The sequence below is a fragment of the Ruegeria sp. CK3 genome (assembly GCF_056536565.1).
Genome location: NZ_JBQFPV010000005.1, coordinates 1 through 26,888 on the forward strand (window position 1 = coordinate 1; position 26,888 = coordinate 26,888).

A 26,888-nucleotide genomic window follows, 5' to 3' on the forward strand; every position below is an offset into this window, starting at 1 on the left:
GCCCTTTAACGAGATCATGCTCAAATAACCTGTTCGAAAATTAATCGACTAGTACAAAAAACTCAGATCACCCAGGCTCGTCAACTATACCTCAGAGTTTGCGACACATCCGCGAAGAGGCGATGAAAACCAGCGCGATCGAAGGTGAGATGCTGGATCGGCTCAGCGTGCAATCATCCCTGCGCCGACATCTTGGACTGGCTCCCGACAGCTATCCGTCCAAACCGCGCGAGCAGGGCGTTTCCGAAATGATGGTGGACGTTTATTCCAACTATTCAGAACCACTGTCACACGACACCCTGTTTCAGTGGCATGACATGCTTCTGTCCCATGACAGGCATCTGGAATCGATTGGATCATACCGGAGCCATGAGGATGCGATGCAAATCGTCTCAGGCAGGCTAGACCGTCCAACGGTTCATTTCGAAGCGCCACCTTCACGTCAGGTTCCGGCTGAAATGGACCAGTTCGTAACCTGGTTCAACCGGACCGCACCGGGTGGTCCCGAACCATTGCGTGCACTGATCCGGGCAGGATTGAGTCATCTTTATTTCGAGAGCATTCACCCCTTTGAAGACGGCAATGGCCGGTTGGGTAGGGCGCTGGCTGAAAAGTCCCTGGCACAAAACATTGGTCAGCCGAGTCTGATTGCACTTGCTTTCACGATCGAGCGAGAGCGGAAGGCATATTATGATCAGCTTGAACGCCATCAAAAGACGCTGGACGTCACGCCATGGCTCGTTTGGTTTGCCGAGACAGTCCTTACAGCACAGCAGGTGACGCTTGAGCGGGTCGGCTTCTTTATTACCAAGACGCATTTTTACGATCGGTATCGTGATCAGTTTAACGCCCGCCAAAGCAAGGTAGTCGCCCGTTTGTTCAAGGCTGGACAGGACGGGTTCAAAGGGGGGCTCAGCGCCGAGAACTATATCTCTATCACGGGAACGTCGCGCGCCACGGCGACGCGGGATCTGCAGGACCTGGTAGAAAAGGGGGCGCTGAGCCGAACAGGTGAACTCAGATACACCCGCTATTGGTTAAAGTTGGATTGGGAAGGGTAGGGGGGTGAAGTACGACACGAAGGGCGGGAACCGGACCTTCGCTGCGCTTAGTGCCAATGACCGCAATGCGGACAAAGCGGTCTGTGGTTCTCCAATCAAATCGACCGACCTTGGGTTTACAGTACACGGTTGTGGAGAGTGAGAAGGATTAGTTGTCTTCACTTCCGGAAGTATAGTGTCTCAAATGGCACCCTTATTGCATGCTGAGCAGGACGTTATGGCTCACGAGCGTCCAGATACCCTCCGGTTAAGCCCTTTTGAGTGTCAGATGGTATCGTCCCAAAATTAGGTTGTTGGTTGTTCGGGTGCGTCACCTAGAGCCAGCAGCAAAAGAATAGCCAAAAGGGGTGATCCAACCAGACCGATCAGGAACCAGATCAAACCGGATCGGTTGCGCCGCCCTGCCATCGTGATCGGCAGGATATAAAGCCAGATCACGACGACCAGCAAGATGAGCATAAAAATCAACTGGATAACTGGTGCGTCCATGAAATTTTGCCTTTCGTATCTTGACGCCATTTTTAAAACGGCTGATCCGGTTAGATAGACAATGGCCCGAAAGCGTTTTCGGGTATTAATTTAGCCCAACATGGGTCCCGGGCGTCCCAACCCTCTCCCTTTGGGTTCCTTGGCTATCAGATAGTGCCGTCCAAATGTTTGGTGCTTTCCGGGTCACAAGGTAGCAAGGTCGGCAAAACGGATAAAGTGGGTGTTCAAGGAACCTTTTAAAGCGCCTTTTCAATGAACTTTGAAAAAAGCTCACCCTGCGAGTTGATCCTAAGTTTCGCGTAAATGTTGCGTCTGTGGATGCGGACTGTGCCTGGAGAGATGCCGAGAATTGTGCCAACAGCTTCTGCCGAATGGCCCTTCAATGTGAACTCAACGACTTCTCGTTCTCGTGGCGTCAGAACGCCATCGCCAAATGCCTGGAATGCTAGATCAACGCGACGACTAACGCCATTCGCTGCGGCGCCGCGGGCCATCGTTGGAAAGTCACTCCAATGTTTGCAGCAGGCTGCTCGAACGAGCGGCCATAGAGCGTGCAAATGACGAATTTCCTTGGCGGAAAAAGGCTTCTCTGCTCGCATGAGCGAGACCACAATCATCCCAGCGCCTGGGATATCGATAAAGTAGCCAATCTCCTCTGCTAACCCAGTCCTTTTGTAATAGCTGCGATAGTATTCGCCCTGATAGAACCTGTCCGGTGCGATATCGCGCATGCGATACAGACCCGGTGTTATTGGCTTTGTCGCGGCCAAAAAAAATGGATCAAGTACGTAGGGCCCGGCTTGGTAATCCTCAACAAAAATACGCCGTTTGCTTTTTGGGAAATCGTCGTGAAGGTCTATTGGTGCTTCGGTTCCGACATGGCCAAACACCACCGTAAAATCAAATGGTGCGACCTGCCGTAAGCCATCTGCCAAAGCACATGGAAATTCTGGGGTTCCGATCTTCTCCACGACCCTGCCGGCCTCTTCCATCCAATCGTACACACGCCGCTCCAGATTTTCGAAAAGCACCTCTATACCCCAATTGTGGTATATACAGTTATTCCGAGTTATTGTTACTTTTTCCTTGTTTGAGTGGTATGCCAACAAATGCCAAAAAATCAAGCAAAAGGAAAACGGCAGTATATGAGCTTTGACATGAGCGTCACTATGCAGACGATTGCGGAACTCCGAGGAGTGACCAAGACCTTCGGGAATGTGGTCGCCGCCAAAGACCTGAATCTTTCCATTGGGAAAGGAGAGTTCCTGTCGTTCTTAGGCCCATCTGGTTGCGGCAAAACCACTGCGCTTAGAATGTTGGCAGGTTTCGAGAAGCCAACCGAAGGTCAGGTGTTGCTCGATGGAGAAGTCGTCAACGACTTGGATGCGCACTATCGCCCAGTCAACATGGTGTTTCAGCACTATGCTCTTTTTCCTCACCTAAGCGTGTTCGACAACATCGCGTACGGCCTGCGCCAACAACGACCACGCGTAGACAAACAAACAATCGCGACAAAGGTTGAGCAAGCGCTGGAAACTGTCCGTCTTGGTGGATTTGGCCCACGTCGCATCTGGGAGATGTCTGGTGGTCAGCAGCAACGCGTCGCTTTGGCGCGTGCGATCGTAAACGAGCCCAAGCTTTTGCTGCTTGATGAACCAATGGCTGCTCTGGATCGAAAGCTTCGAAAAGAAATGCAGTTTGAACTGCAGAACCTGCAACGACAACTGGGAATAACTTTTGTCCTCGTCACGCACGACCAAGAAGAAGCGCTTTCAATGTCCGACCGAATTTGTGTGATGGAAGGCGGCAATATTGTGCAGGTTGGCAGCCCACGCGAACTCTATGACATGCCCCGTAGCCGCTACGTGGCTGGATTTGTAGGCACCTCAAATTTCTTTGATGCAACTGTGACTGACTCAGCAGCCGACCAAATCACTGTGCGTTTAGCGAGTGGCCAAAAGGTGCACGGAACTCCGGAGATTCCAATAGATGCAGGGCAGGAAGTGTGCGTTAGTATCCGTCCTGAACAGATCACGCTGACCCGCGCGCTACCCACAGCTGAAATCGCTCTGCCAGTTACCATTCAAAATCGGATCTTCCTTGGTGAGCACACAGAATACCTTGCGCGCAACGAAGCACTGGGTGATTTCCACGTACTTGTGCCAAGGCAAGCGGAATTGAACGAGGGGACGTTCAATGCAGGAGAGCAGGCCTTTGTTTCATGGGGCGAAGGCGCACTGCTGATCCTGGAAAAATAACAAATCCCGCAATCCAACAACAGAGAGGTTCACAATGACCAAGGATAATGGGACTATTTCCAAGCAAAAGTTCATGGAAGAGCTTCGCCGGTACCAAAAGGGTTCGGTTACACGGCGACATTTCTTAGGCGTGACAGGTCTTGGGATGGCAACGGCCGTTCTGGGCACGGCCGTTCCTGGGTTGCGTCCACGCCCGGCATTTGCTGCCGGGGACATTGGCGACCGAGTGATCCTCGCCACATGGCCGAACTACCATGACGAGATGAACTTCGAAGCCTTCACGGAAGCCACTGGCGCCCATGTTCAGGTCAATGTTTTTGGTTCGAACGAAGAGATGTTGGCAAAACTACAGGCTGGAGGGTCTGGCTGGGACGTTTTCGTTCCAACCAACTACACCATCACTACGTATGTGGTTGAAGATCTGATCATCCCGCTCGATACGTCCAAACTGCCAAACTACGACGCAGGTTCATTCGAACAGCGCTTTTCCGATGCCGGTTCTGTCGATGGCCAGCTTTACGCGGTGCCAAAAAACTGGGGCACGACTGGCTTTGCAGTGAACACCAGCAAGCTTGACGGCGCTCCGACTCCAACCACATGGAAAGAGTTCTGGGACCTTACTATGGAAGGTTACTCAGGCCGGACAATGGTGCATGATTACCAACTCACCACCATCGGTAATGCCCTGAAATACTTCGGCTACTCCTTCAACTCGGTCGATGAGAAGGAACTGGCGGATGCCGAGAAATTGTTGCTGGATGCCAAACCGCATCTGTTTGCAATCTCGTCGGATTATCAGCCACCGATGCGTAACGGTGATGCCTGGATGACGATGTTCTGGACAGGTGACGGCAAGCAGATGAATGTCGACATGCCTGAAATCGCCTACGTTCTGGGGACTGAGGGCGGTGAACTCTGGTCCGACTACTACGCTATTCCTAAGGGCGCACCCCATATGGATGCCGCTTATGCCTTGATCGACTTCCTGCTGAACCCGGAAGTTAATGCGAAAGAAGTCCTCGCTCACGGCTATCCATCGGCTGATGCTCGCACCAATGCGTTGCTGCCGAAGGAACTACTGGAAGATCCGATCCTTTATCCGGCAGCTGACCTTCTGAATGCACTCGAGTTCGGCGCGGCGGCTACACTAACCGATCCAAACCGTGCCGAGTTGCTCGCCCGCTTCAAGTCGGCCTAGGCGGCAAGGCCGCCAATATCGGAAAAGACGAGGACAAAATGACCGAACGAGGCAGAAAAGCACTGTTGCTGGCTCCAGCAGGAATATGGCTTTTGGTAATGCTAGCCCTTCCTCTGCTGGTCGTCTTCGTCTTTTCCTTTGGCGAACGGGGTGCCGCCGGAGGCTACGTTCCAGCGTTCACGTTGGAACAATATGCCAACCTTCCTGCGCGATGGACGGCGTTTAAGAACACTTTGATCCTTGCACCTCTGGGGACTATCGCTGCGTTGGTAATTGCCTACCCGCTCGCCTACTTTCTTGCGGTGCGTTGTTCACCAAAGTGGAGAACTTCGCTGTTGATCCTAGTGATCGTGCCGTTCTGGACATCGATCCTGATCCGGTCATACGCTTGGATTTTCATCCTTGGGGGGCGTGGCTTGCCCGCTTTACTGGAGTCGATCGGCATCGATGATGTCCGCCTGATAAATACGCCGTTCGCTGTGCTTGTCGGGATTGTCTATGGGTATCTACCTCTGATGGTTTTCCCGATTTTTGTAAGCTTAGACAAACTGGATAAACGCCTTCTGGAAGCATCGGCTGATCTCGGCTCTACCCCATGGCGTACGTTCCGTCAGGTGACACTTCCTTTGTCGGTACCTGGTATCGCAACTGGCTGCATGCTGGTCTTCATCTTGCTGATGGGCGAGTTTCTGATCCCAGCGATCTTGGGCGGCGGAAAGGTTTTTTTCGTCGGAAATGCGCTGGTGGACCTGTTCCTGCAGTCTCGGAACTGGGCGTACGGATCGGCGGTCGCAATGACTCTGGTTGTCGTAATGCTTGTCACTGTTTCAATTTACATGAAATTCATCGCGCGCCTGGGTGGCCAGCGCGAAGATGTCTCGCTGATGTGAGGGTCCGATGCGCTTATACGCGATTTGCGTCTACCTTTTTCTCTATATTCCAATCGGCATCATCGCGCTTTTCAGCTTTAATGCCGGACGACACGCAAGCCAGTTCATGGGGTTCTCGACCCAATGGTATGGTAAAGCGCTCAACAACCCATTTGTAATGGACGCGCTCGAGACCAGTCTGCTTGCGGCATTCATAACTGCTTGCCTCGCATCCACTCTCGGAACCATGGCGGCCATCGCTTTACAAGGGGTTAAGGGATGGCTCCGAACTTTGTTTGATGCGATGATTTATATTGCGATAATGATACCCGGTATCGTCATCGGCATCGCGACACTCATTGCTCTGGTCACCGTATTCGGCTGGCTAAACCCGCTTCTTGCAAGCCTATGGCCCGATGGAGCAAATCCCCCGCAACTTTCCATGGGGATGCCCACGCTTGTCGCCGCACACACCATGTTCACAATGGCGCTGGTCATAATCATCGTACGTGCAAGGCTATCGGGTATGGACCGCGCGCTCATGGAAGCTTCGGCTGACCTCTTTGCGACGCCCTGGGGCACCTTTCGACAGGTGACCCTGCCGTTGATAGCACCAGCAATTTTGGCAGGCTTCCTGCTCAGCTTCACTTTCTCATTTGATGATTTCATCATCGCGTTCTTCGTAGCTGGCTCAGAAACAACCCTGCCAATCTACATATTCTCATCCATCCGGCGCGGCGTAACACCCGAGATCAATGCCATCGGCACTATGGTTATGGGCGCGTCGCTCTTGCTGCTCGTTGCAGCGCAGCTGCTTTTGCGCCGAGGCGCCTCAAAATCGAATAATTAAATAAGGGAGCCAAGTGACATGCGGCTTGCAGGTAAGGTCGCGCTCGTGACGGGCGCGGGATCAGGAATTGGTCGGGCGGGTTCAATGGCAATGGCACAAGAGGGTGCGCATGTTGTGGTAACCGATCGCGATGCAACACTTGCTGAAGCCACTGTGGCCGCGATCGATGCGCAGGGAAATCAAGCATCTGCCATACAGCTTGATGTGACCGATGACGATGCCCTTACCAGAACCATAGACGAAGCAGTTAAAAACTTCGGTCGGCTTGACGTGTTGCACTCTCACGCTGGGTTGCAGATCGAAGGAACACTGGAAGAAGTGGAACCAGATGGAATGGATGCTTCTTGGGCATTGAATGTCCGCGCTCACTTCATTGCCGCGCGTGCAGCCGTCCCCCATATGAAATCACAAGGTGGAGGCAGCGTGATCGTCACGGCCTCCAATTCTGGGGTTCAATATGACCGGGGTATGATCGCCTATGCGACTACAAAGCACGCTGCTGTTGCGATGGTCCGGCAGATGGCAGCCGACTACGCTGTCCATGCAATCCGTTTCAATGCCCTATGTCCAGGATTTGTAGACACCCCTTTCAATGCAGGCTTCGAAAAGCAGATGGGAGGCCGTGCCAAACTGGAAAGCTACATCGAGCAGGCGATCCCCATGAGTCGATGGGCGACAGTTGAAGAGATTGGCCATGGGATCGTCTATTTAGCTTCAGATGAATCCGCTTTTATGACGGGGCAAGCCCTGGTTATCGATGGCGGTGAATGCATTTAGTGGTGGGTTAGACCGCTCAAGAGAATGTCTATCGCCGCAATTCATTTTGGCGAGCACATTTCAGTCCGCTTTGGGCTCAAGCGGTCGTTATCTGCAGTTGCTATGAAAGACCACTTTACGGACTTTGCTGCCAATGGCCCGCTTTCACCGAAGGACTGTACACAGCCTAAAGCGGACATTTCAGATCTGCGGTTCGAATAGAGAACCGAACTTTGTTGCGCGCACAGACCAAATTGAACGCCGGCAAGTAAGCCGACATTCAAAGGGTGGGTGTCTCAGGATCTAAGCTGCGCTAACGCAAGTCGGTTCTACATCCAATCCAAACAGAAATTAGAGAACTATCGATCGGGAGATTCATCGCGGAGTAGATTGTAGACTCTAGTAACTCAAGGTTTATGGAGCCAGTATTGGCACCTGAAGCAAGCGAGAAGACTATGTGGTTGCCTAGTCTTCGCTTGGCCTACAGTGTTGTTGGGAAACTCTCCCACCGAAAAAGGAGTACCTATGTCTCGACTTTCAGAACGCAGAGACTTTGCCACCGAAGTCTGCGAGGAGGCTGGGCTACTTGCCAAAAAGTTCTTTGCAGATCGGGTCAATCTTAAAGTTGATCAAAAAGGCGCTCAGGACTGGGTGAGCGAGGCGGACAAGAACGTCGAGACTTTCATTCGTCAAAGGATCGCGGAGGCGTGGCCCAACGATGGCGTATACGGTGAAGAGCATGGCGCGGTAGCGGGAGAGAGTGGCTTTGACTGGGTTATTGATCCAATTGATGGGACCACGAATTTCGTGAACGGTATTCCTGCATGGACCATTGTTCTGGCTGGTGTCACTGAGAGCCAAACGGAAATTGGTGTGATCCACGATCCAAACGTGGATGAAACTTTTGTCGCAACTCGTGGAGAAACTGCGACACTTAACGGATCACCGATAAGCGTCGCGTTAGGAGTGCCGTTGCAAGATGGAACAGTGGCTGTGGGATACTCGAACCGGATTGAGAGCCATCATGTCTTACCTGTTATCGAGGATCTGATCGAGCACGGGGCGATGTTTCACAGAAACGCCAGCGGAGCGCTTTCATTGGCTTACGTCGCTGCAGGGCGCCTTTTGGGTTACGTGGAGGAGCACATGAATGCATGGGATTGTCTGGCTGGGCAATTGCTGGTCTCGGAAGCGGGTGGCGTTGTCGAGGATCAGGACGCCGATGCGATGATCCGAGACGGCGGGCGCGTGATCGTGGGGACACCAGATGTGTTCGAGACGTTGCGTGAGATCGCAGAGAACGCTTGGAACACTTAACGCCTATGCCAAAGAGACCCAACGTGATTCAGGCTTGAGCGTAACTAGATCTGCCTGCCAGAAATGGCCTTGTGAGGGTTGGTCGTGCCTGCGGTCTATCGAACAATTCGAGAGTGCGCACCAAAGCAATGTGCCCACTGCTCCGTGCGTCACAATTGCAAGATCCCCGGCATCATGCGACCGGATAATCTTAGTGACTGTCCGAAGAATGCGTATCTGTGCTTCGATCGCTGGTTCCCAACCGCGATAACTACTTTCCGGCTGAGCAAAGAAAGCATCGGCCGCGGCTTCGAAATCTTTCAGCGGCAAGTAACCGGTTGCGCTGCGGTCATTCTCACCAAGATCCAAGTTGCATTTCACTGATAGCTTTCGTGGTGCAGCAAGAATCTCGCCTGTTTCGCGGGCCTTCCGCTCGTCGCTGGTCCATATCTGAGTGACATTGGACAAGACTCCACTGGATGCAAATTCAGTAGCGCGCTTGCGGCCCACAGCATTCAAGCCCCACTCAGTTATCGGGACGGCCGGATCGATAGAGACCTCAGGGTGAGTGATGATAATGAGTTTCGGCATTTAATCCGGCAGAAGAACGGGCCCTTTGTCGGCAAAACCCATTTTGATTTCGACGCCAGGATCAAGCGGCGCATCGACGTCATCGTGTACGGCAAATACCTGACCGAATGCACCGATCAGCGTATATTCCATCCTAACGCCAACATAGGTCGCCTTCGCCACCTTGGCCGGTATGCCTTGGTCTGAGCCGATCACCAGACGTGAGGGTCTCACTGCAATGGTTGTGGATCCTTCCGACAAACCGCGATGTGGCAGCGTATAGCGGTAGCCTTCTATTTCTATGGTTGCCACGTCGCCATCGATATCAACAATCTGGCAATTCAAAAGGTTTGCCTCGCCTATGAAATCGGCAACAAACCGGTCGTTCGGGGCATCGTAAAGCTGGCGTGGAGTGCCTATTTGAGCGATCGCTGCGTTACGCATGACGACAATCTCATCTGAGACCGCCAGTGCCTCTTCCTGATCGTGGGTCACGTAAACAACTGTCAGACCAAGGTCTTGCTGGATGGCCCGAATATCCTCACGCACCTGACGGCGAAGCTTGGCATCGAGATTGGACAGCGGTTCGTCGAACAGCAGAACCTGCGGCTCAAGAACCAGCGCCCGGGCGACGGCAACACGCTGTTGCTGCCCACCTGAAAGCTCAGAGGGAAGGCGATTGTCGAACCCCTGAAGACCAACCAGTTCCAATCCATACAGGGCGCGGCTGCGGGCCTCGTCCTTTGCAAAGCCCGAGAATGTGAGGCCATACATCACGTTTTCGAGCACGGTCATATGAGGGAACAGAGCGTAGGACTGAAATACCATGGAAACATCGCGGTCGGTGGCAGGCAGTTTGGTCACGTCTCGGTCACCAATCAGGATCTTGCCCGAGCTTGCCATTTCCAACCCGGCAATCATGCGCAGTGTCGTTGTTTTTCCGCAGCCTGACGGACCAAGCAGTGTGACGAGTTTTCCTGCCTCGACATGCAGGTTGATGTTGTCGACGGCGACGACGTCCTTACCGAATACTTTCGACACGTTCTCAAAGCGTACCGGGGCGGCCTTGGAACCGATTTTGGTGTCGGTCATCGCGATGTCTCCGTTCCGTGTTGCGTGCGTCGACCAATCTGGACCCGGCCAACGAGTAGTTGCAGTAAACCTACCGCCGCGAGCATCACAAAGATCAGCGTCGTCGAATAGGCGATCGCAAGACCATAATCGTTATTCTCGACCCGACCGATGATGTAGCTGGTCGCCATGTCATATTCTGCGCTGACCAGAAAGATGACAGCCGAGATCGCCGTCATGGCACGGACAAAACTGTAAACAAGCGCAGCAAGTATCGCTGGGCGCAATAGCGGCAGGATGACGTTTCGGAACGTCTGCCACGAGTTTGCACCAAGGGTCAGCGAGGATTCATCGAGGCTTCGATCCAGCTGCGACATGCTCGCGATGCCCGCGCGAACGCCAACCGGCATATTGCGGAAGATGAAGCTGACAACAAGGATGACACCCGTGCCGGTGATTTCGATTGGCGGAACATTGAAGGCCAGGATGTAGCTAACGCCAATTACCGTGCCCGGGATCGCGAAGGACAACATGGTGCCGAACTCAAAGGCGTTCTTGCCTGCAAAGCTCTGCCTGGTCAGCAGATAGGCCGTTACCAGTCCAACTGCCGCGGTTAATGGCGCTGCAATGGCCGCGATTGTGATGGTGGTCCAGAAACTGTCCCAAGCGGCTCCGGTCCAGCGTATACCCTCTTCTTCAAAACGGACTGAGAACGCGGTGATGTAGTGCTTGATTGTCAGCGAGTTATCGACTCCCCAGAGCTCAACCACACTGCCGTAGATGATCATCGCGTAAACAACAATTGTGAACAGCGCCCAACCCAGAGCGATAAGCAGTACAGGTACAGAAAGCCCCGTCGGCATCAGAGGATGAACGCCAGCATCCCCTTTGCCGGTGACAGTTGTGTAGCTTTTCTTCCCCAGCCAAGCACGCTGCGCGTAAAAGGCGGAAAGAGTAAAGAACAGCAGCACCATGGCCAGAACCGCGGCCCTGCCTTGATCGTATTGAGCGCCGACGATGGCGAAGAATATCTCAGTCGAAAGCACATCGAAATTCCCGCCCAATACAAGCGGGTTGCCGAAGTCAGCCATGCTTTCGATGAAGCCCAAAAGAAAAGCATTGGCCAGACCAGGCCGCATCAGAGGCAAGGAAACCGTCTTGAATGTCTGCCATCTGCTGGCACGGAGCGTTTGGGCTGCTTCTTCCATCGACGGAGAGACGCCTTCCACCACGCCGATCAGAACAAGAAACGCAATTGGCGTGAACGCAAGCGTCTGTGCGATCAGGATGCCCGGCATTCCGTAAAGCCAGCGTGTAGGTTGTGTGCCGAATAGCTCGGCAACGAAGCGGGTGACAGACCCGGACAGGCCAAAAAGCAGGATCAGCGCCAGGCCGATCACGAACGGTGGGGTGATTATTGGCAGAACGGTCAGAGCCCGCAGCGCGCGCTTATGGCGAAAGCCTGAGCGCGTCACGACCAGTGCAAAGCAAAGACCCAGGACCGTGGTGATGACACCAACAAGGATGGCAAGGAACAGTGAGTTCCAGGCGGCACCGCAGCGCGCACCCTGAAAGCACCCCAAACCCCAAAGTCGATCATCGAAAAATTTTGAGAAGAAAACTGCAATAGAATAAGCGCCATCTTCGGTGATGAAGGCAGCGAAAAGCATCTTGGCGATGGGAAAAAAGACGAAGGCCGTGACAATTGTAATCACACCGCCAATGGCACTGACGACGAAGACGTCGCCGTTGATGGCACCTCTTGCCGCGATCCCTTGAGTGAGTAGGAACAGAAAGCTTGAGGCGCATATCATCGCGCCATAACCCATTCCGAACTGACGGTCGCCAAGTTCGCCAAACATCGTCTCCAACCAATTGAAGTTTAAGCCTCTGATGCCAATGCTGAACCCCTGAGCGATCAGCCAGCCGAAGCCAAGTGACCCTGACAGAATCAGTATTCTAGCGTACATTGGATCAGATTTAGGGCGCTTCAACACTAGAAGCGGCAAGGTGAGTGCGATCAGTAGCGGAGCGAGCCAGAGTTTTTCGCCTTGGCCGATCAGAAACGCGGCCGGCGCAAAGTCCTCGTCGAACGGGTAGCCGTCCACCAGCCACTCGAACGACCACAGGCCACCGTCGACCATGTACCAAGGCAACAGGCAGAATCCGACCCACCCGGCGATGATCCAGAAAATCAGGACCGGATGGGTCGTTTTTGAGGTTTGGTCAGTCATTTACTGCGGCAGAGTCGAAACCTCTTCGTCCCATTTCTGCAACAGACGCTTCCGTTCGTCTGAGGAACCATACTTTTTGAAGTCATAGTCAATCAGCTTGATCTGACTCATGTCAGGCGCGCTATCCGAAGTTTCTGCGCCCTTATTCGATGGCACTTGAAACGCGTTGACCTGAAGAGCGAGGTTCTGTGCCTCGGGTGACAGGGCCCAGTCATAGAACTTTTTCGCTTCTTCTTCGTTGCGGGCTCCTTCAATAATTGACATCGAGCCAATTTCGTATCCCGTGCCCTCGCACGGTGCGACGACCTTAATCGGGAATCCTGAAACGGCCTGCTTCACAGCGTCATGCATAAAGACGATACCAATGGTGTTCTCACCACGACCGGCGGCCTTGATCGGCGCAGAACCAGACTTGGTGTATTGGTTGATGTTCGAATGCAGACCTTTCATGAACTCAAAGCCTTCATCTTCGCCAAAGATCTGCACCATCGACGCCAGCGTGGTATAGGCCGTGCCTGATGAGTTTGGGTTCGCCATCTGAACGTGGCCCTTGTATTCGGGCTTCAGCAGATCTTTCCAGCAGGCTGGTTCGGGTAGGTTATTGGCAGCGATGAGATCGGCATTGTAGCCATAGCCGAGTGCGCCTGAATAGATGCCGATCGTCTTGTTACCCGCGCTTTCTGCTTGGGATATCGCCCAATCATGAAGCTGGTCGCGCATCGGTGACACGTATTCCATAGTCAGGCCTTCTTCGGCGGCCTGCAAATGCGGATCACCCGTACCACCCCACCAAACGTCTCCTTTCGGATTCGAACTCTCGGCGCGAATTTGCGCAAAGGTCTCGCCTGATGATTTTCGAGTCATGTTGACGTCGATGCCCGTCGCATCTTCAAAGCTGCGTGCCATAAGCTGGCACCAATCTTCTTGCGCCGAACAATAGAATGTCAACTTATCGGCCTGTGCCGCCGACAGTGACGCAGCCAGGGCAATCACCGATCCAACTGCAGTGGATGTCAATTTCCTCATTTTTTCCTCCCTTTGAGCTTAGTGCGTCCGGGTTTCCCGGTTCTTTCATGCCCTTCCTCATGCAGCCTTTCGAAGTTTCTTTTTGACAATTTTGACTTCTGGATCGTCCGTTAGATTATGCAGCAAATCTGACAAGTCTCTTTCCTGAACCAACTTTGCGGCCTTTGCCGGTGAGAACCAATGACGCGTTCGTTCACCTTCTTCCTTCCAGCGTCGCTTCAACTTTTCGACGACCAGAGGATAAAGGGTAACGCGGCAGCGAACGCTGCTTCGCCCCTCGTATCGTTTATCATAGTAAAAATGACCGATTGGCCGTTTCGATATGGTGCCGACTGCGCCTGCTTCTTCTTGAGCTTCTATTTCTGCTGCATGCCATGGTTTTTTGCCGTCCATTAGCCATCCTTTTGGGATAACCCACCGGCCGGTATCCCGCGAAGTGACCATAAGAACGCGCAACTTGCCAGTCTTATCCCAGCGCATCGGAAGCGCCGCAATCTGATTTGCCGTTTCGCTGTCGCCCATGCCGCCCCTCAATGCCACACGATCAAGAACCAAAAGGAAGCTGTCTGATTGGCAGGTTGGCCGGTTAACGCTTTGCCTTGGCTCGTATTCTGAATTTGATCAACCTGTGCATCTTCGCTTTGCGCTTCGCAATTACTTGTGTTCGCTCGAATTCTCACAACCTTCTGAGGGTTATGCAACAAAAAATATTGCATTATGACCGAAAGCCCACAAAAGTAGGTTTCGAAGCCTAATCGGGTCGTCGGATGTCCAAAACAAAAACGCGCGGCAAAATGTCTGAAAAGAACCAGAGCCGGGTAAAAAAATCCGACCGGCGCCAACAGATATTGTTGGAACTGAAGCTGCGCCCGCACGTTCGCATCAACGAACTGGCACAGCGGTTCAACGTCTCCAACGAAACGGTACGTAGAGATTTCGATGCTCTGTCGAACGATGGCTTGATAGCGCGGGCACACGGGGGGGCATCAGCCGCTGCGCAAGGGCACTATCCGGGTTTGGATGAACGAACAAACGCTCAGGTTGAGGAACGCGAACGGATAGGTGCAATTGCGGCAGAACTGATCCAGAGCGGTGAAACGGTCATGATCGATTCCGGCTCGACCACAATCGAAATGGCACGGGTACTGGCTTATATTGGTACTCCTTGCACGGTAATTACAAATTCCATTCCCGTAGCTATGACCCTTGGCCATGGGGCTGCACAAGTCCTGTTATGCCCAGGGGAATATTTGGCAACTGAGTCTGCAACTATCGGAACCGAGACGCTGGAATTTCTGTCCCGTTTCAACGTCGACAGGTGCATGATCGGTGCCTCTGGGTTGTCGACAGAAGGTCCTTCAGAAACAGTGCGGGGCTTTGCGGCAGTAAAGAGGGTGATGCTGACGCGTGCCGAGAAACGGCACCTTCTTGTTGATTCCGGGAAATTCGGCCGGAAAGGCTTGTCTCAAGTAGGAGACCTTAACGACTTGGAATCCATAGTCACCGACAAAAAACCAACAGGAGAATTGCGTAACGCTATTGAGGGCGCCGAGGTCGACGTTCTCGTCGCCGGGTAGACATAAAATGATTGATTAACAGCGGACAAAAAGTACCGCACATGACTGGGAGGAAAACATGAAGATCGATATCAAACTATTGCTTGGGGCATCTGCAATCGCACTCATGTCGATGAGTGGAATAGCGTCGGCGCAGGATTGTCCACGCGGTGACTTGGATGAGCGTTTTTGTGATGCTGACGGGGATTTGATCGCGGATATCCCTACAGATTCTTCCGAGCAAATAGATCCAGACACCTTGATCTTTGCTTACACGCCGGTTGAAGACCCCGCCGTATATAAAACTGCGTGGTCAGACTTTCTCGACCATTTGAAAGCAGAAACGGGCAAGGACGTTGTCTTTTTTCCAGTCCAGAACAACGCAGCCCAGATCGAGGCGATGCGTTCAGGGCGCCTGCATATTGCGGGATTCAACACCGGCTCCAACCCACTTGCGGTAAACTGCGCAGGGTTCCGTCCATTCACAATAATGGCTTCGAAGGACGGTAATTTTGGTTACGAGATGGAAATCATCACCTATCCGGGTTCGGGCATCGAAAAGGTTGAAGACATCAAGGGAAAGCAACTGGCTTTCACATCCCCCACATCGAACTCGGGATTCAAGGCTCCTTCCGCGATCCTGAAAAGCGACTTTGATCTTCTGCCCGAACGCGATTTTGAGCCTGTCTATTCGGGCAAACACGACAACTCGATCCTAGGTGTTGCCAACAAAGACTACTTAGCGGCCTCAATTGCGAACTCCGTTAAATCGCGGATGATCTCTCGTGACGTGATCAATGAGGATGATGTCATTACGATTTATAAGTCGCAGACTTTCCCGACCACTGGGTTTGGCACCGTCTACAACCTGACACCCGAGCTGCAGGAAAAGATCCGCAATGCCTTCTTCAATTTCGATTGGGAGGGGACGACACTTGAAGCTGAGTTCTCAAAATCAAACGAAGGCCAATTCCTGGAGATGACTTATCAGGAATTCTGGGACGTCATTCGTAAAATCGACGCAGCAAATGGCGTTTCCTACGCCTGCCAATAACCTTTCACTAATCCGGCGGGCCTGAATGGGCCCGCCGTTCACCCTAATCTGGTGCATTTCATGCTGCGTCTTCAAAAGCTGACGAAAACATACAAGACCGGGGATCAGGCGCTGAAGGCAATCGATCTTGAGGTTCCAAAAGGACAGGTTCTTGCGTTGATTGGGCCCTCGGGCGCGGGCAAATCGACGATGATCCGCTGTGTCAACCGGTTGGTTGAACCTACAAGCGGCGGTGTCCTTTTGGATGATGTGGACCTGACCAAACTCGGATCGGGGGCATTACGGAAGGCACGCCGCGAAATGGGCATGATCTTTCAGGAATATGCCTTGGTTGAACGCCTCACAGTGATGGAAAATGTATTGTCCGGCAGGTTGGGCTATGTCGGGTTCTGGCGCAGCTTTCTACGGCGGTATCCGCAGTCGGATGTGGACGAAGCCTTCCGGCTACTCGATCGGGTGGGGCTTTTACATATGGCCGACAAACGGGCGGATGAACTGTCCGGTGGTCAACGCCAAAGGGTTGGCATCTGCCGCGCCTTGATTCAGAACCCGAAACTTCTGCTGGTCGATGAGCCCACAGCGTCGCTTGACCCAAAGACCAGTCGCCAGATTATGCGCCTGATCACCGAGCTGTGTCAGGAACGCGGACTGGCGGCCATTATCAATATCCATGATGTGGCGCTTGCCCAAATGTTCGTTCCGCGCGTCGTGGGCCTCCGCTTTGGCGAAATTGTGTATGATGGACTTCCGACAGGCCTTACCCCTGAGAAGCTGACCGAGATCTATGGGGAAGAAGACTGGGAAGCAACCATCGAAAAAGTTGACGAAGATGAAGATGTCGAGGCTGCAGAATGAGCCATCGAGAGTTAGACGACATGCTGGGAAAAGGCTGGCGTAAGCCTGCCTTTGTCAAAAACCCATTACTCCGCTGGGCATTGCTCCTTGGCTTTTTCGCCTACCTGATCGCGGCGTTCATGACCATCGAAGTTGATTGGGGCCGTGTCTATGAAGGATTAGATCGAGGTTGGGCGTTTGTGCTTGCGTTCACCAGCCCAGACTTCATTTCACGGTGGTCAGACATTTGGAGCGGCCTTCTGGAAAGTATCATAATGACCGTGGCCGCGTCGGTCGTGGGCATCCTGATTTCGATCCCGATTGGGTTGGGGGCTGCCCGCAATATCGCACCATTGCCAATCTACATGATTTGCCGAGGCATTGTCGCGATAAGTCGGGCATTGCAAGAGATTATCGTTGCCATTTTGCTTGTGGCTATCTTTGGCTTTGGCCCGCTGGCCGGATTTCTCACGCTTTCTTTCGCCACCATCGGGTTTCTCTCAAAACTTCTGGCCGAAGATATCGAAGCCATGGACAAGGTTCAGGCCGAGGCGATTAAGGCCTCTGGAGCGCGTTGGCCACAATGGATCAACTATGGAGTTCAGCCCCAGGTTATGCCGCGACTTGTGGGCCTTTCCATGTATCGGATCGACATCAATTTCAGGGAAAGCGCAATTCTTGGGCTCGTGGGCGCTGGCGGTATCGGTGCAACGTTGAACACTGCGTTTGATCGCTATGAATACGACACGGCAGCAGCCATTCTTATCCTCATCATCGGGATCGTCATGGCACTTGAATACCTTTCCGGAATTATCCGCGCGAGGGTTCAATAATGCCGGTACTTGAACGCGACGACACACAAATCTGGCGCCGGCGAACGACGGGTCAAAGTCTGGTTCGATGGTTCGGCTGGTTGCTGGGCGTGGCGATCTTTGTTTACTGCTGGCAGCTGATCTCAGAGTCGACGACTTGGTTTTTCGTTTGGGATGCGCCCCGCATCGCCAACGATATTTGGACCCGTGCAACGCCTCCTAAATGGGATTACATCACCCAGTTGGGTCGCCCGATTTGGGACACGCTAAACATTGCCACCCTAGGAACCATAATTGCGCTGTGCATGGCAGTGCCAGTTGCCTTTTTGGCGGCCCGCAACACCACACCATCGGCCTTTTTCATCCGACCGGTTGCCTTGTTGGTCATTGTCTCGACCCGCTCTATAAACTCGTTGATCTGGGCGCTTCTTTTGATTGCGATTATTGGTCCCGGAGTGTTCGCCGGTGTCATAGCAATCGCCATTCGTTCAATCGGGTTTTGCGCAAAGCTTCTTTACGAAGCGATTGAGGAAATTGATCACACGCAGGTCGAAGCAATCACGGCAACCGGTGCTTCACGCTGGCAGGTCATGGCCTATGGGATTGTACCGCAAATCCTACCCGCTTTCGCGGGCATTGCCGTCTTCCGTTGGGATATCAACATCCGCGAGTCCACGGTGCTCGGGCTGGTTGGCGCCGGAGGTATCGGGTTGCAATTGTCGGCTTCGCTCAACGTACTGGCTTGGCCGCAAGTTAGTCTGATCCTGATTGTAATTCTGGTCGCGGTTATGATCAGCGAATGGGTTTCGGCGAAAGTAAGAGGGGCCATCATTTGACCGGTTTCTCCGCGCAAGAGGCTTTTGACGCCTACGAGGCTGTAAGACATCGCCTTCCGCAACCCAGATCAACTGAAGTGAGCTATCGACAGGCGGACACGCTGGAGGACATAGCTCACGAGTTTGACGTGTTCCTCCTCGATGCCTTCGGGGTTCTCAATATTGGTGATACTGCAATCCCAGATACACCAGATCGGGTCAGGTCGCTGACAGCCGCCGGCAAACGTGTTCTGGTCGTATCGAATGCTGCAGGGTTTCCCCACACAACTCTTATCGAGAAATACTGTGGGCTTGGCTACAACTTCGCGCCACAAGACGTGATCACCAGTCGGGCCACATTGTTGTCTGAGCTAAACGGTCAAAGTGAATTGCATTGGGGATTGATGGCAACTCCAAGTGCCGGCCTTCGCGATCTGGAGGAGTTGAAACTATCCTACCTGGAGGATGACCCTAAGCCCTACGAAACCGTCGACGGATTTTTGATGATTGGGTCAGCTGTTTGGAATGAAACGCGACAAGCCATGTTAGAGGCCGCTTTGCTGGAACGTCCCCGCCCGGTATTGGTGGGCAATCCTGACATTGTCGCTCCGCGCGAATACGGTTTCTCCAAAGAACCCGGTCTTTACGCGCACCGGCTAGCAGACCGGACAGGCGTCACCCCTCAGTTCTTTGGAAAACCTTTCGCCAACATCTATGATCTTGCATTCAATCGTCTGGGGCACATCGACAAGTCCCGGGTTCTGATGGTTGGCGACAGCCTGCACACCGACATTCTAGGTGCACGAAATGCCGGCATAGCCTCCGCGCTCATCTCTGGATTCGGTTTCTTCGCAGGGCATGATGTTGAAACAGCGATCATGAAGGCAGGGATAGTGCCAAGCTTTGTTGTAAACCGGCCTTGATATTGGGGCGCTCCGCTTAGACACGTCTTTCTGTTAACTCGAACGTCGGGTGAATCAGCGTTGAGCACATCCCGACCATGTGAACGAAGCGCCGCGTATGAACGGCAGCTTTGGAGAACCCTCCGCAAAAACTTAACTCTAAACTCACGTCCGGATTGGGCCGAACTCCGAACTTTGTAAAGCCCGCTTTCTGCACATTGCTGTCATTGGAGCTTCGCGCAGCATAGGTCAATTCGGACTCAGTTTTGCCGTTCTCTGCGGCTTGCATGATTGGCTGGTCACAGCCCTATTCGGACATTCGGAACAAAGTTTTGCAGTTCCGGTTTTTAGCCTGACGCTGTCAGAGATTGATGGGAGGTGTCGTCAGACTGGTTAAGGTCGCCGTTGCCAGCAGGATCAGGACAACAGCCAACATCTCCATCGAAATCGACCGTCGGAGCGCGATAGTCGCATCATGCTTCTCAACCCTGAGAGCCGGAACAAGTTTCAACTTGTTCAGTGCCGCGAGGCCAAGAAGGGCAGAAACGATCACGACTTTGACTAAAAGTCCCAATCCATAGGCCGTTCCAAACAAGGCGGCCAGTGAGCCCGAAAGCAGCCATCCGAGCGCCGCGCCTACTACAATCAGGACGGCAACTCCGTAAGCAGCGACATTGCCAAAGTGATGCAGTAGATCGGCCCCAGTTGGAGTGAGCACCGCTTTGCGCAAAGGCAGTAGAGCACCGACCCAAAACGCGGCAGCCAGAAAATGCAGAACCAGCAAGATTGCGAGAGCCGCCCTGGGCTCTCCGAGCGAGTGTCCCACTTGAGTAAAGGAAATCGCTATGGCAAGGCTGCCCGCCAAAGCGATCCACTGCCCGACGCGCGGAAGCAGAATTGCCAATATCGCGAGCTCACCCATTCCTCGCCAAATCGCGGCGGTACCAAGTGGACTGTCCCAGACAAAGCCAAGCATCATTGGGTCCGTCGCGCCATCAAAGCCCATCCCAGATATCCGCGCCGCTCTGATGCCGAAACGTAGAGCAAGCACGACGAGACCGATAATCGCGGCTACGATCGAAAGGTGCCGTGCTAGGCGCAGAACTGACGCGTCGGCGCGGGCGGCAAAGAGAAAGGTGAACAGGATGCCACCCATCGCCAGCAGCGCCGCGCCGTAGCCAAGTGCTTTCGCCAAAATGGCCAAGACGACAACACCGTCAATGGGGGCCAGTCCCGTCACTTAGCGACTGTGAAAGAAAAGCCGCCCTGCATCGGGTGACCATCTGAAGCCATACCTCTCCAGTCGAAGCGGTAGCTTCCGGGTGTGAGCTCCTCCAAAGGCACAGCCCGGAACTCTGTGGCGGGGTCCATACCCGTTTCGCGTTCAATTTCGACGTCGCCATCGGGTGAAGTCAGCGTAACTGAAATGATGCGCATCGGATCATCGAACCGCATGGTAAGCTCAGGCACATCCGTGACCGTCGCGCCGTCAGCCGGTGTTGTTGCTTCGGATTTTGAATGCGCAGCCGCAAGCATTGGAGCCATTGCTACGGCCAAACCGAAAAGAGTTTGTTTGATCATCTGAGTTGTCCCCTATTCGGACTGGGCATTCAGTTCATCGTGGTACTCACGAAGGTCATCGGGCCAGGTTGATTTGATAAAGGACAGCACCGCAATGATTTCGTTATCGCTGAGCACACCTTCATAGACCGGCATGCCAGTTGCGGGCGCATTCTCCATCAGCCCGGCCAGGCCAAATTTGGTCAAGGTGAAGAGCGTTTCATCATCGTGGTGCCACGTATGCCCTGTGTCGTCATGCGGAGGTGCTGGAAGCAAACCATCCTCGCCGCGAGACTGCCAATTTGGCTGTCCTTCCAGGCGCGCTCCGTGGCAGGCAGCACATTGCTCCGCGTAAATATCTTTGCCTGTGGCGACCAGTTTGGCGTCATCCGGTGTCAATAAACCGACCGCTTCGGAGGGCTGGGCCACAACGAAAGCTACGGCGAAACCGGCGAGCGCAAGCCCACCGGTAACCAAGAGTGTTGTGCGCCCTAGCATCAGGTGTCGAACGGCTGCGCGGTGCCCGCACGGTAGTATACTGTACCGGCCCCAGCCTCTCCCCCAAATGCAATGACGTCGTAACGGGCGGACGGATCATCGCCCATACCAGGGGAACCCATTGGCATGCCAGGAACAGCAAGCCCTGTGATGCCAGGCCGATCCCTCAAAACGGCTTCCAGTGCTTCGAACGGCACATGGCCTTCAAAGACATAACCATCGGCTTCAATGGTGTGACAGGATGCGAGGTTCAGCGGGATACCCCCCGCTGACTTCTGTGCCTCGGGGTCGGTCAGTTCCTCAACGGTTACGGCGTAGCCACGTGCGCGAGCCAAGTCGGCCCAGGCGTGACAACATCCGCAACCTGGTGAGCTGAGCACGTGCATTGGGGTGCCTGCACGGACGGGAAGAGCGGTCGCGATGAGCGCAGTTGCAGATAGTTTGGTGAAGTGACGACGTGTGATCATGTCTGTCGGTCCTTTGACGTGAAATTTGAACGGATTGCGGGCGAGAGCCCGTCGCCGTTCAAGCTTTCGGAGGACCGGTAGGGACACCCAGTGCGAGGCCCGAAAAATCGGCTCCAGCGTACGTCACACCACCCACTGAGTTCACCAATGGAGCAATCGGAGAAATCCCCGCCGTGGCGACAAGATCACCAAAACAGGATGCTGAACCCATGCCGCTGGTAGTGTCGCAACAATCCGCAGCAGCTTTCTCGGTATCAGCCAACGGATCGTCGCCCGCCATTTGAGCATGATGACCAGAATGATCCGATCCATGGGTCAAGCCATGCTTCACTGACGCAGCGGACGCGCCAGAGAATGCAACAACAAGAAGTATCGAAAGGAGCAAGCGAAACATACCAAATACCTACTGGCGGTATGAGGTTTTGACAAGTTTCGAGGATGTTTCACCGCATACAACCTAGTTGCACCCACTATGGGTGCGCCACATCTCTGGATCATGTCCGTCCGAAACAGTGGAACATGGATCATCTGCATATCCGCGTAAGACTGAATACTGGCTGACTTGCGCATCAGTCAGCAACGTCAATGTCAGCAGGTGAGCGTTCAGATGGACGAGGCGCAGGGCTGCTCGCGCCACGCCCGCTTCGACAACCAGTCCTTCAAGAGTTTCTGCCGTCAGAACACCTTGCTGAAAAGCCAAGTCAAGCGCCTGTTCCATTTCGATAAAACGTTTGCCTGCCAGTATTGCGTCTGCCTGCATATGCGCGCAGATCACTTCGATTTCGTGGAGCTGCTCTTCGGTCAAACCAATTTGATCGGCAAGTTCGAGAAGATGCGTTGGCCCCGGAACGCCGTTGAGCTCCGCTGCTCGGGCGAGACCCCATCCACCACCACGCGCGATCTCCTCCAGGTCTTGTTCCGACAGAGTTTTGATGAGGCGTGTTTTTTCACCCGCATAGATCGACGGTGTCGTGTTTTGGCTCCCAGAGTGGGTCTGGGAAAAAGCCATGGAGGGCGAAATCGCTACAAGAAGTGCCAAACGCTTGGTCGCCATGTTTAAAATCCTCGGTTGAGACAGCTTTGGCACGTAGGGATTGCATGGAAGAGGCAATGCGGAACATGATAGAAATCATGTCGGGTCATTGGCTTCATTGTTTTGACAACGCACCAAAGCGAACGTTGGTAGAAGGCGAAACTCTGTTTCGGCGGGATGACAGAGTGGAATGGGCTTTCCTGGTTCGTAAGGGGCGGATCTTCCTTCGGCGAGCGCTGCAAGACGGCGGGCTTTTGACGCTACACACAGCCAACGCTGGTGATCTGGTCGCTGAAGCATCCCTGTTCGCAGACCGCTACCACTGCGACGCTGTGACCAATCTTTCTACGACGGTCTTATCCCTCCCGAGGGACGAGTTGATGACGCATTTAGAGAATGCAACTTCATCAAACCATCTTTCGATCATAGCGTTTGAACGAACAGCGAGAGATCTTCAGACTTTGCGAATCCGCATTGAAGTCATGCGCCTGCGAAAGGTATCAGATCGGCTGGCTGCCTACCTCGAACTCTACGGTCCCCCTGAAGAAGGCGAATGGGTGCGCGTCGCCGATTGGATCGGAGTAACGCCCCCCGCGCTATATCGCGAGTTGGCGAAGCGTCGAGCGAAAAATGACACTCGCCGTCTCGCAGCAAAATCGTAGGTATCGGCTTAGTGTTGCCATTCTCCAAGGTGACCAAGGTTGGCTGTTCGCATCCCGAAGGTGACCTTCAAAACTGAGTGCGATGACTTCTAAAATACGGGACAAAACCGATATTCGTTTTACCCGCAACAGCTATCGCCCGTTTGGATTGGTGGACACGGAACGGTGGCGTAAGAGCAGTATACACACCAGGTCCAGCCTTTACTTCCGAATTCAAGGACAAAATTAGCCAATCGTTGTATTCAACTGCATAGTAACCGCGACGATCTGGTCCAGCTTGCGTTCCCCAGTAGTCGTAATACGCAAAAGCGCTGGGGGTCCGATACTCATGGTTTCCTGATGCCGGCAACGTCCTTGAATTCAATTCTCCCCAGATCGGTTCAAAACAGTTGGAAAACTCTCGCGGAGACCCACTGCTGTACACAATATCACCCAATGCAAGAATAGGTGCCATTGGCCAGCCCTTCGCAAGCGCGACTTTCGTTGAAGCAGCAACGTAGGATTGCTCTGCTGGAGAAGCAAATCCCGCCCATTAGGTAAGTGTCTCGAAATGTCGACCAATCCACTGCGTTTTTGGGCAGCCAACAATGTCACCCACGGCCAGAATGGAAATAGATACATCTGGGGCAATCAGCGCTTTTTCAAACACAAAGCTAGGTTCACGACCGTTCTCAAGGTAAAGATCTTTGCCTACCACAGCCAGTTGTGACACTCTCAACAGGTAGCCAAACCAGTTGAGTTCAATGGCAGCGGCAACCAGCAATACCGGCAGAACGGTCAATGTGGTTTTGGTGACTATTGCGAACAGCTTTTTCAACGGATTCCACAGTTTTGATTAGCCCGCGTGGAACATCCTGGTTATGAAGCTACCTTTCGGAGCAGTAGACATAGGCGAGTTGCGAAACGGTTGATGCAACTATGCCGATTAGCAACATATTGAGGGAGGCTAGACCTTGTTTGAATACTAGCGACCGCAGCTCGTTAAGCAGACGTTACGAGGACTGTTCCTGTGAGCAAAAAAACCTACTCTTTTTCTTCAACTAACAGCTCTTCAATGAGAACACCCAATAGTTGCGTTCTCGATTTCACTTTGGCCTTTTTGTAGATTGAGTTGTTCTGAGATTTTATTGTGCCTTCACTGGTTTCACGCAGGCTAGCTATTTCTGCGACTGACAATCCTTTGACAGTAAGCAATGCTACGTCCCGTTCTGCGGTACTTAAGCCCCATTGATTGAATTGTAGTTCAAGCATCCGAAAAAACTCACCTTGAGCCATCCGCAGGTTATGCTTGATTTCGTGATGACGCCGTAAAAAAAGTCTGTGGCTTTGCCAAATCAACAATCCCCCAATAGCAAAGCCGAAAAGTGCTATGATTGCAGTGATTTCGTGCACCACCCAACTAGCAGAAAAAAGATAATATCCAGTGATTTCACCAATTAGTTCGATCAAAAATGCCAATGCGGAGATCGCATAAAGTGCGATCCCCACTTTGAACATGACTTCCTTATTTAACCACCCGTTCAAATCTAAGGGTCGCCAACTCGTATTTGGGATTGTGCACTAGTCATCATCTCCCTCTCCATCGTTGCCTTCGCCATCGCTGCCTTCGCCATCGCCTCCGCCACCGTCACCCTCGCCATCGCTGCCTTCGCCATCACCTCCGCCACCGTCACCCTCGCTATCGCTGCCTTCGCTATCGCGTCCGCCATCATCACCTTCGCGATCGTCGCCTTCATCACCCTCGCCATCGTCGCCTTCATCGTCTCGTTCGTTGTCGTCCCCTTCATCGTCGCTTTCGTCGTCGAAGCCTTCATCGTCATCTTCGTCGTCAAAATCTCTATCGTCGTCTTCTTCGTCATCGAATTCATCGTCACGTTCAGACCGATCCCGAACAATTGTTCCGTCTTTTCCCAGTATGACTTCTCTTTCAATCCCAGGCCCCGTCGCCTTGAAGCGAAGATTTCCAAACAGTGTGTTCGAAATTTCAATTCTCTTGAAACCTTGCTCGGTAAGCTCGTCGACAACGTCTTGTTTGGTGGTTTGGGACAATGCGGTTGTGGCCATCAAAATAAAAGTCGTCGTTGCGCCAATGGTGTTCTTTTTCATGGTCCGATCCTCAACGTTTGCACTTATTTTATTAGAACAATGGCGGTCGAGCCTGGGAATATAACTTTGGATGGTTTTGCCGGGCTTGATCCAAAGCTCTATTTCTTCAACGATACGAAGATCTCAAAAAGCTATGTCATCGAAGGGGCTGTAAGAGACCAAACCCAATCAAGCTTACGCTATTGCGCTCAAAGGGGGCGAACTGAATCGACACTGTATTTTTTCATTTGAAGGTAACACGAAGAATATGCCCGAAGCCAAAAAATTCGAGAAGCTATTTTCCACCCCGATGATGCGCTTGGAAGTGCCCAACAGCGCGGCCTTAAATGCTGCTTTGCTGTTTGAAGCAGAAAAGATGCGCGACGAAGATGAAGGCGTCTCAAAGTCCAACCGAGGCGGGTGGCACTCAAAAGGGAACCTCTTTGAGCGGGATGTTCCCTCGGTCAACGCCCTGCGAGATGAAGCAAGAAGTGCAGTCTTTCAGATAACACGAAAGGTCTCGGACAGGGTTGATCCAGAGGAACTGCGCTTGAAACTATTCGGGTGGATAAACGCTAATCCCGTCGGAGGTTACAATGCGCCGCATACTCACCCCGGAGCGCATTGGTCCGGGGTTTACTATGTTTCCCAACCCGAGATCGAAGAAGGCTCTTCTGGGATGATCGAATTTCTCGATCCTCGGAGTGAGCTACATCACTGGGAGATTTTAAAGGCAAGCGCGTTTCGGAACAAAAGAAAGCTTAGGCCGAAGGCAGGCGAACTGATCATATTCCCGTCTTACCTGACCCATTGGGTACATCCCAATCAAAGCAAGTCCAATCGCGTTACCGTGGCCTTCAACGCAACTTTTCGGCGACCGAGGCATGACTGAACCATTAAGCCTGAGAAGGCTTAGTCTGATGGCTGAAAGA

31 protein-coding genes are annotated in these 26,888 nt (G+C 53.1%); 15 read left to right on the forward strand and 16 right to left on the reverse strand.

The genetic code is table 11. From position 1 onward, the window contains the following. The first annotated feature begins 86 nt into the window (after positions 1 to 86). Positions 87 to 1,061 carry a Fic family protein gene (locus ACR0C3_RS07675; RefSeq protein ID WP_480758173.1) on the forward strand — a complete coding sequence of 325 codons (975 nt, stop codon included), beginning with the start codon at positions 87 to 89 and terminating at the stop codon, positions 1,059 to 1,061. A 285-nt stretch (positions 1,062 to 1,346) separates the two neighbouring features. Here ACR0C3_RS07675 and ACR0C3_RS07680 read toward each other — a convergent pair whose 3' ends face one another. Together ACR0C3_RS07680 and ACR0C3_RS07685 are read right to left on the reverse strand one after the other, a co-directional pair. Next, positions 1,347 to 1,550 carry a hypothetical protein gene (locus ACR0C3_RS07680; protein WP_058283652.1) on the reverse strand — a complete coding sequence of 68 codons (204 nt, stop codon included), beginning with the start codon at positions 1,548 to 1,550 and terminating at the stop codon, positions 1,347 to 1,349. A 236-nt stretch (positions 1,551 to 1,786) separates the two neighbouring features. Continuing rightward, positions 1,787 to 2,542: a LuxR C-terminal-related transcriptional regulator gene (locus tag ACR0C3_RS07685; protein ID WP_058283712.1), complete on the reverse strand. Its 756-nt coding sequence runs from the start codon at positions 2,540 to 2,542 to the stop codon at positions 1,787 to 1,789. Between the two features lie 153 nt (positions 2,543 to 2,695). Here ACR0C3_RS07685 and ACR0C3_RS07690 point away from each other — a divergent pair, with 153 nt between their 5' ends. The 6 genes from ACR0C3_RS07690 to ACR0C3_RS07715 all read left to right on the forward strand — a co-directional run bounded on the left by ACR0C3_RS07690 (position 2,696) and on the right by ACR0C3_RS07715 (position 8,798). Beyond that, positions 2,696 to 3,808 carry an ABC transporter ATP-binding protein gene (locus tag ACR0C3_RS07690; RefSeq protein WP_480757944.1) on the forward strand — a complete coding sequence of 371 codons (1,113 nt, stop codon included), beginning with the start codon at positions 2,696 to 2,698 and terminating at the stop codon, positions 3,806 to 3,808. Positions 3,809 to 3,842: 34 nt separating this feature from the next. Continuing rightward, the gene (locus tag ACR0C3_RS07695) at positions 3,843 to 5,006 is read left to right on the forward strand and encodes an ABC transporter substrate-binding protein (RefSeq protein ID WP_480757945.1); all 1,164 of its coding nucleotides are present in this window, start codon (positions 3,843 to 3,845) and stop codon (positions 5,004 to 5,006) included. 38 nt (positions 5,007 to 5,044) lie between these two features. After that, on the forward strand, positions 5,045 to 5,896 hold the full coding sequence (locus ACR0C3_RS07700; protein WP_058283650.1) for an ABC transporter permease: 852 nt from the start codon (positions 5,045 to 5,047) through the stop codon (positions 5,894 to 5,896). A gap of 7 nt (positions 5,897 to 5,903) precedes the next feature. Further along, positions 5,904 to 6,725, forward strand: a complete 822-nt coding sequence (locus ACR0C3_RS07705; protein WP_010442232.1) for an ABC transporter permease — start codon at positions 5,904 to 5,906, stop codon at positions 6,723 to 6,725. Between the two features lie 18 nt (positions 6,726 to 6,743). Next, entirely contained in the window at positions 6,744 to 7,502 is a 759-nt protein-coding gene (locus ACR0C3_RS07710) for an SDR family NAD(P)-dependent oxidoreductase (RefSeq protein WP_058283649.1), read from the forward strand. Between the two features lie 504 nt (positions 7,503 to 8,006). After that, positions 8,007 to 8,798, forward strand: coding sequence for an inositol monophosphatase family protein (locus tag ACR0C3_RS07715; protein WP_480757946.1), 792 nt, complete (start codon positions 8,007 to 8,009; stop codon positions 8,796 to 8,798). 3 nt (positions 8,799 to 8,801) lie between these two features. On the opposite strand, the gene ACR0C3_RS07720 is transcribed toward ACR0C3_RS07715, so the two are convergent. The 5 genes from ACR0C3_RS07720 to ACR0C3_RS07740 are packed head-to-tail and all read right to left on the reverse strand — an operon-like array spanning position 8,802 to position 14,200. Beyond that, a complete protein-coding gene (locus ACR0C3_RS07720) occupies positions 8,802 to 9,368 on the reverse strand; it encodes a histidine phosphatase family protein (protein ID WP_480757947.1) in 567 nt (188 codons plus the stop codon). Beyond that, positions 9,369 to 10,439, reverse strand: a complete 1,071-nt coding sequence (locus ACR0C3_RS07725; protein ID WP_480757948.1) for an ABC transporter ATP-binding protein — start codon at positions 10,437 to 10,439, stop codon at positions 9,369 to 9,371. It abuts the gene before it with no gap. Next, positions 10,436 to 12,652 (reverse strand): ABC transporter permease, encoded by a 2,217-nt coding sequence (locus ACR0C3_RS07730; RefSeq protein ID WP_480757949.1) that lies wholly within the window; start codon positions 12,650 to 12,652, stop codon positions 10,436 to 10,438. The genes ACR0C3_RS07725 and ACR0C3_RS07730 overlap by 4 nt, the downstream gene beginning before the upstream one ends. Further along, positions 12,653 to 13,678, reverse strand: a complete 1,026-nt coding sequence (locus tag ACR0C3_RS07735; RefSeq protein ID WP_480757950.1) for an ABC transporter substrate-binding protein — start codon at positions 13,676 to 13,678, stop codon at positions 12,653 to 12,655. It abuts the gene before it with no gap. Between the two features lie 57 nt (positions 13,679 to 13,735). Continuing rightward, positions 13,736 to 14,200, reverse strand: coding sequence for an NUDIX hydrolase (locus ACR0C3_RS07740; RefSeq protein WP_480757951.1), 465 nt, complete (start codon positions 14,198 to 14,200; stop codon positions 13,736 to 13,738). 245 nt (positions 14,201 to 14,445) lie between these two features. On the opposite strand from ACR0C3_RS07740, the gene ACR0C3_RS07745 reads away from it, so the two are divergent. From ACR0C3_RS07745 to ACR0C3_RS07770, 6 genes are read left to right on the forward strand one after another with little or no spacing between them, the layout of a single operon-like run. Continuing rightward, positions 14,446 to 15,255: a DeoR/GlpR family DNA-binding transcription regulator gene (locus tag ACR0C3_RS07745; protein WP_480757952.1), complete on the forward strand. Its 810-nt coding sequence runs from the start codon at positions 14,446 to 14,448 to the stop codon at positions 15,253 to 15,255. Between the two features lie 58 nt (positions 15,256 to 15,313). Next, complete coding sequence (phnD, locus tag ACR0C3_RS07750) at positions 15,314 to 16,288, forward strand: phosphate/phosphite/phosphonate ABC transporter substrate-binding protein (protein WP_480757953.1); 975 nt, start codon at positions 15,314 to 15,316, stop codon at positions 16,286 to 16,288. A gap of 60 nt (positions 16,289 to 16,348) precedes the next feature. Further along, positions 16,349 to 17,143, forward strand: a complete 795-nt coding sequence (phnC, locus tag ACR0C3_RS07755) for a phosphonate ABC transporter ATP-binding protein (RefSeq protein ID WP_170462139.1) — start codon at positions 16,349 to 16,351, stop codon at positions 17,141 to 17,143. Beyond that, positions 17,140 to 17,955, forward strand: a complete 816-nt coding sequence (gene phnE / locus ACR0C3_RS07760) for a phosphonate ABC transporter, permease protein PhnE (RefSeq protein ID WP_480469232.1) — start codon at positions 17,140 to 17,142, stop codon at positions 17,953 to 17,955. Before phnC ends, phnE (ACR0C3_RS07760) begins: the two co-directional genes overlap by 4 nt. Further along, complete coding sequence (gene phnE / locus ACR0C3_RS07765; protein WP_480757954.1) at positions 17,955 to 18,770, forward strand: phosphonate ABC transporter, permease protein PhnE; 816 nt, start codon at positions 17,955 to 17,957, stop codon at positions 18,768 to 18,770. The genes phnE (ACR0C3_RS07760) and phnE (ACR0C3_RS07765) overlap by 1 nt, the downstream gene beginning before the upstream one ends. After that, positions 18,734 to 19,672 carry an HAD-IIA family hydrolase gene (locus tag ACR0C3_RS07770; RefSeq protein WP_480757955.1) on the forward strand — a complete coding sequence of 313 codons (939 nt, stop codon included), beginning with the start codon at positions 18,734 to 18,736 and terminating at the stop codon, positions 19,670 to 19,672. The genes phnE (ACR0C3_RS07765) and ACR0C3_RS07770 overlap by 37 nt, the downstream gene beginning before the upstream one ends. A 340-nt stretch (positions 19,673 to 20,012) precedes the next feature. Here the strand turns inward: ACR0C3_RS07770 and ACR0C3_RS07775 are convergent, their stop codons facing one another. From ACR0C3_RS07775 to ACR0C3_RS07800, 6 genes are all read right to left on the reverse strand, one after another. Further along, entirely contained in the window at positions 20,013 to 20,891 is an 879-nt protein-coding gene (locus ACR0C3_RS07775; RefSeq protein ID WP_480757956.1) for a CopD family protein, read from the reverse strand. After that, complete coding sequence (locus ACR0C3_RS07780) at positions 20,888 to 21,232, reverse strand: copper resistance CopC family protein (protein ID WP_480757957.1); 345 nt, start codon at positions 21,230 to 21,232, stop codon at positions 20,888 to 20,890. Before ACR0C3_RS07780 ends, ACR0C3_RS07775 begins: the two co-directional genes overlap by 4 nt. A 12-nt stretch (positions 21,233 to 21,244) precedes the next feature. Beyond that, positions 21,245 to 21,640 carry a c-type cytochrome gene (locus tag ACR0C3_RS07785; protein ID WP_480757958.1) on the reverse strand — a complete coding sequence of 132 codons (396 nt, stop codon included), beginning with the start codon at positions 21,638 to 21,640 and terminating at the stop codon, positions 21,245 to 21,247. A gap of 68 nt (positions 21,641 to 21,708) precedes the next feature. Then, positions 21,709 to 22,176 (reverse strand): DUF411 domain-containing protein, encoded by a 468-nt coding sequence (locus ACR0C3_RS07790; protein ID WP_480757959.1) that lies wholly within the window; start codon positions 22,174 to 22,176, stop codon positions 21,709 to 21,711. Positions 22,177 to 22,234: 58 nt separating this feature from the next. Next, a complete protein-coding gene (locus tag ACR0C3_RS07795; RefSeq protein ID WP_480757960.1) occupies positions 22,235 to 22,570 on the reverse strand; it encodes a hypothetical protein in 336 nt (111 codons plus the stop codon). 63 nt (positions 22,571 to 22,633) lie between these two features. Next, positions 22,634 to 23,230 carry a Spy/CpxP family protein refolding chaperone gene (locus tag ACR0C3_RS07800; protein WP_480757961.1) on the reverse strand — a complete coding sequence of 199 codons (597 nt, stop codon included), beginning with the start codon at positions 23,228 to 23,230 and terminating at the stop codon, positions 22,634 to 22,636. Between the two features lie 44 nt (positions 23,231 to 23,274). Between ACR0C3_RS07800 and ACR0C3_RS07805 the strand changes: the two genes are divergently transcribed. After that, the gene (locus ACR0C3_RS07805) at positions 23,275 to 23,871 is read left to right on the forward strand and encodes a Crp/Fnr family transcriptional regulator (protein ID WP_480757962.1); all 597 of its coding nucleotides are present in this window, start codon (positions 23,275 to 23,277) and stop codon (positions 23,869 to 23,871) included. A gap of 532 nt (positions 23,872 to 24,403) precedes the next feature. On the opposite strand, the gene ACR0C3_RS07810 is transcribed toward ACR0C3_RS07805, so the two are convergent. The 3 genes from ACR0C3_RS07810 to ACR0C3_RS07820 all read right to left on the reverse strand — a co-directional run bounded on the left by ACR0C3_RS07810 (position 24,404) and on the right by ACR0C3_RS07820 (position 25,977). Then, positions 24,404 to 24,652, reverse strand: a complete 249-nt coding sequence (locus tag ACR0C3_RS07810; RefSeq protein WP_480757963.1) for a hypothetical protein — start codon at positions 24,650 to 24,652, stop codon at positions 24,404 to 24,406. 242 nt (positions 24,653 to 24,894) lie between these two features. Beyond that, complete coding sequence (locus ACR0C3_RS07815) at positions 24,895 to 25,368, reverse strand: helix-turn-helix transcriptional regulator (protein WP_480757964.1); 474 nt, start codon at positions 25,366 to 25,368, stop codon at positions 24,895 to 24,897. A 63-nt stretch (positions 25,369 to 25,431) separates the two neighbouring features. Then, the gene (locus ACR0C3_RS07820) at positions 25,432 to 25,977 is read right to left on the reverse strand and encodes a hypothetical protein (protein WP_480757965.1); all 546 of its coding nucleotides are present in this window, start codon (positions 25,975 to 25,977) and stop codon (positions 25,432 to 25,434) included. A 247-nt stretch (positions 25,978 to 26,224) separates the two neighbouring features. Between ACR0C3_RS07820 and ACR0C3_RS07825 the strand changes: the two genes are divergently transcribed. Then, positions 26,225 to 26,848: a TIGR02466 family protein gene (locus tag ACR0C3_RS07825; protein WP_480757966.1), complete on the forward strand. Its 624-nt coding sequence runs from the start codon at positions 26,225 to 26,227 to the stop codon at positions 26,846 to 26,848. The last annotated feature ends 40 nt before the right edge of the window (positions 26,849 to 26,888 follow it).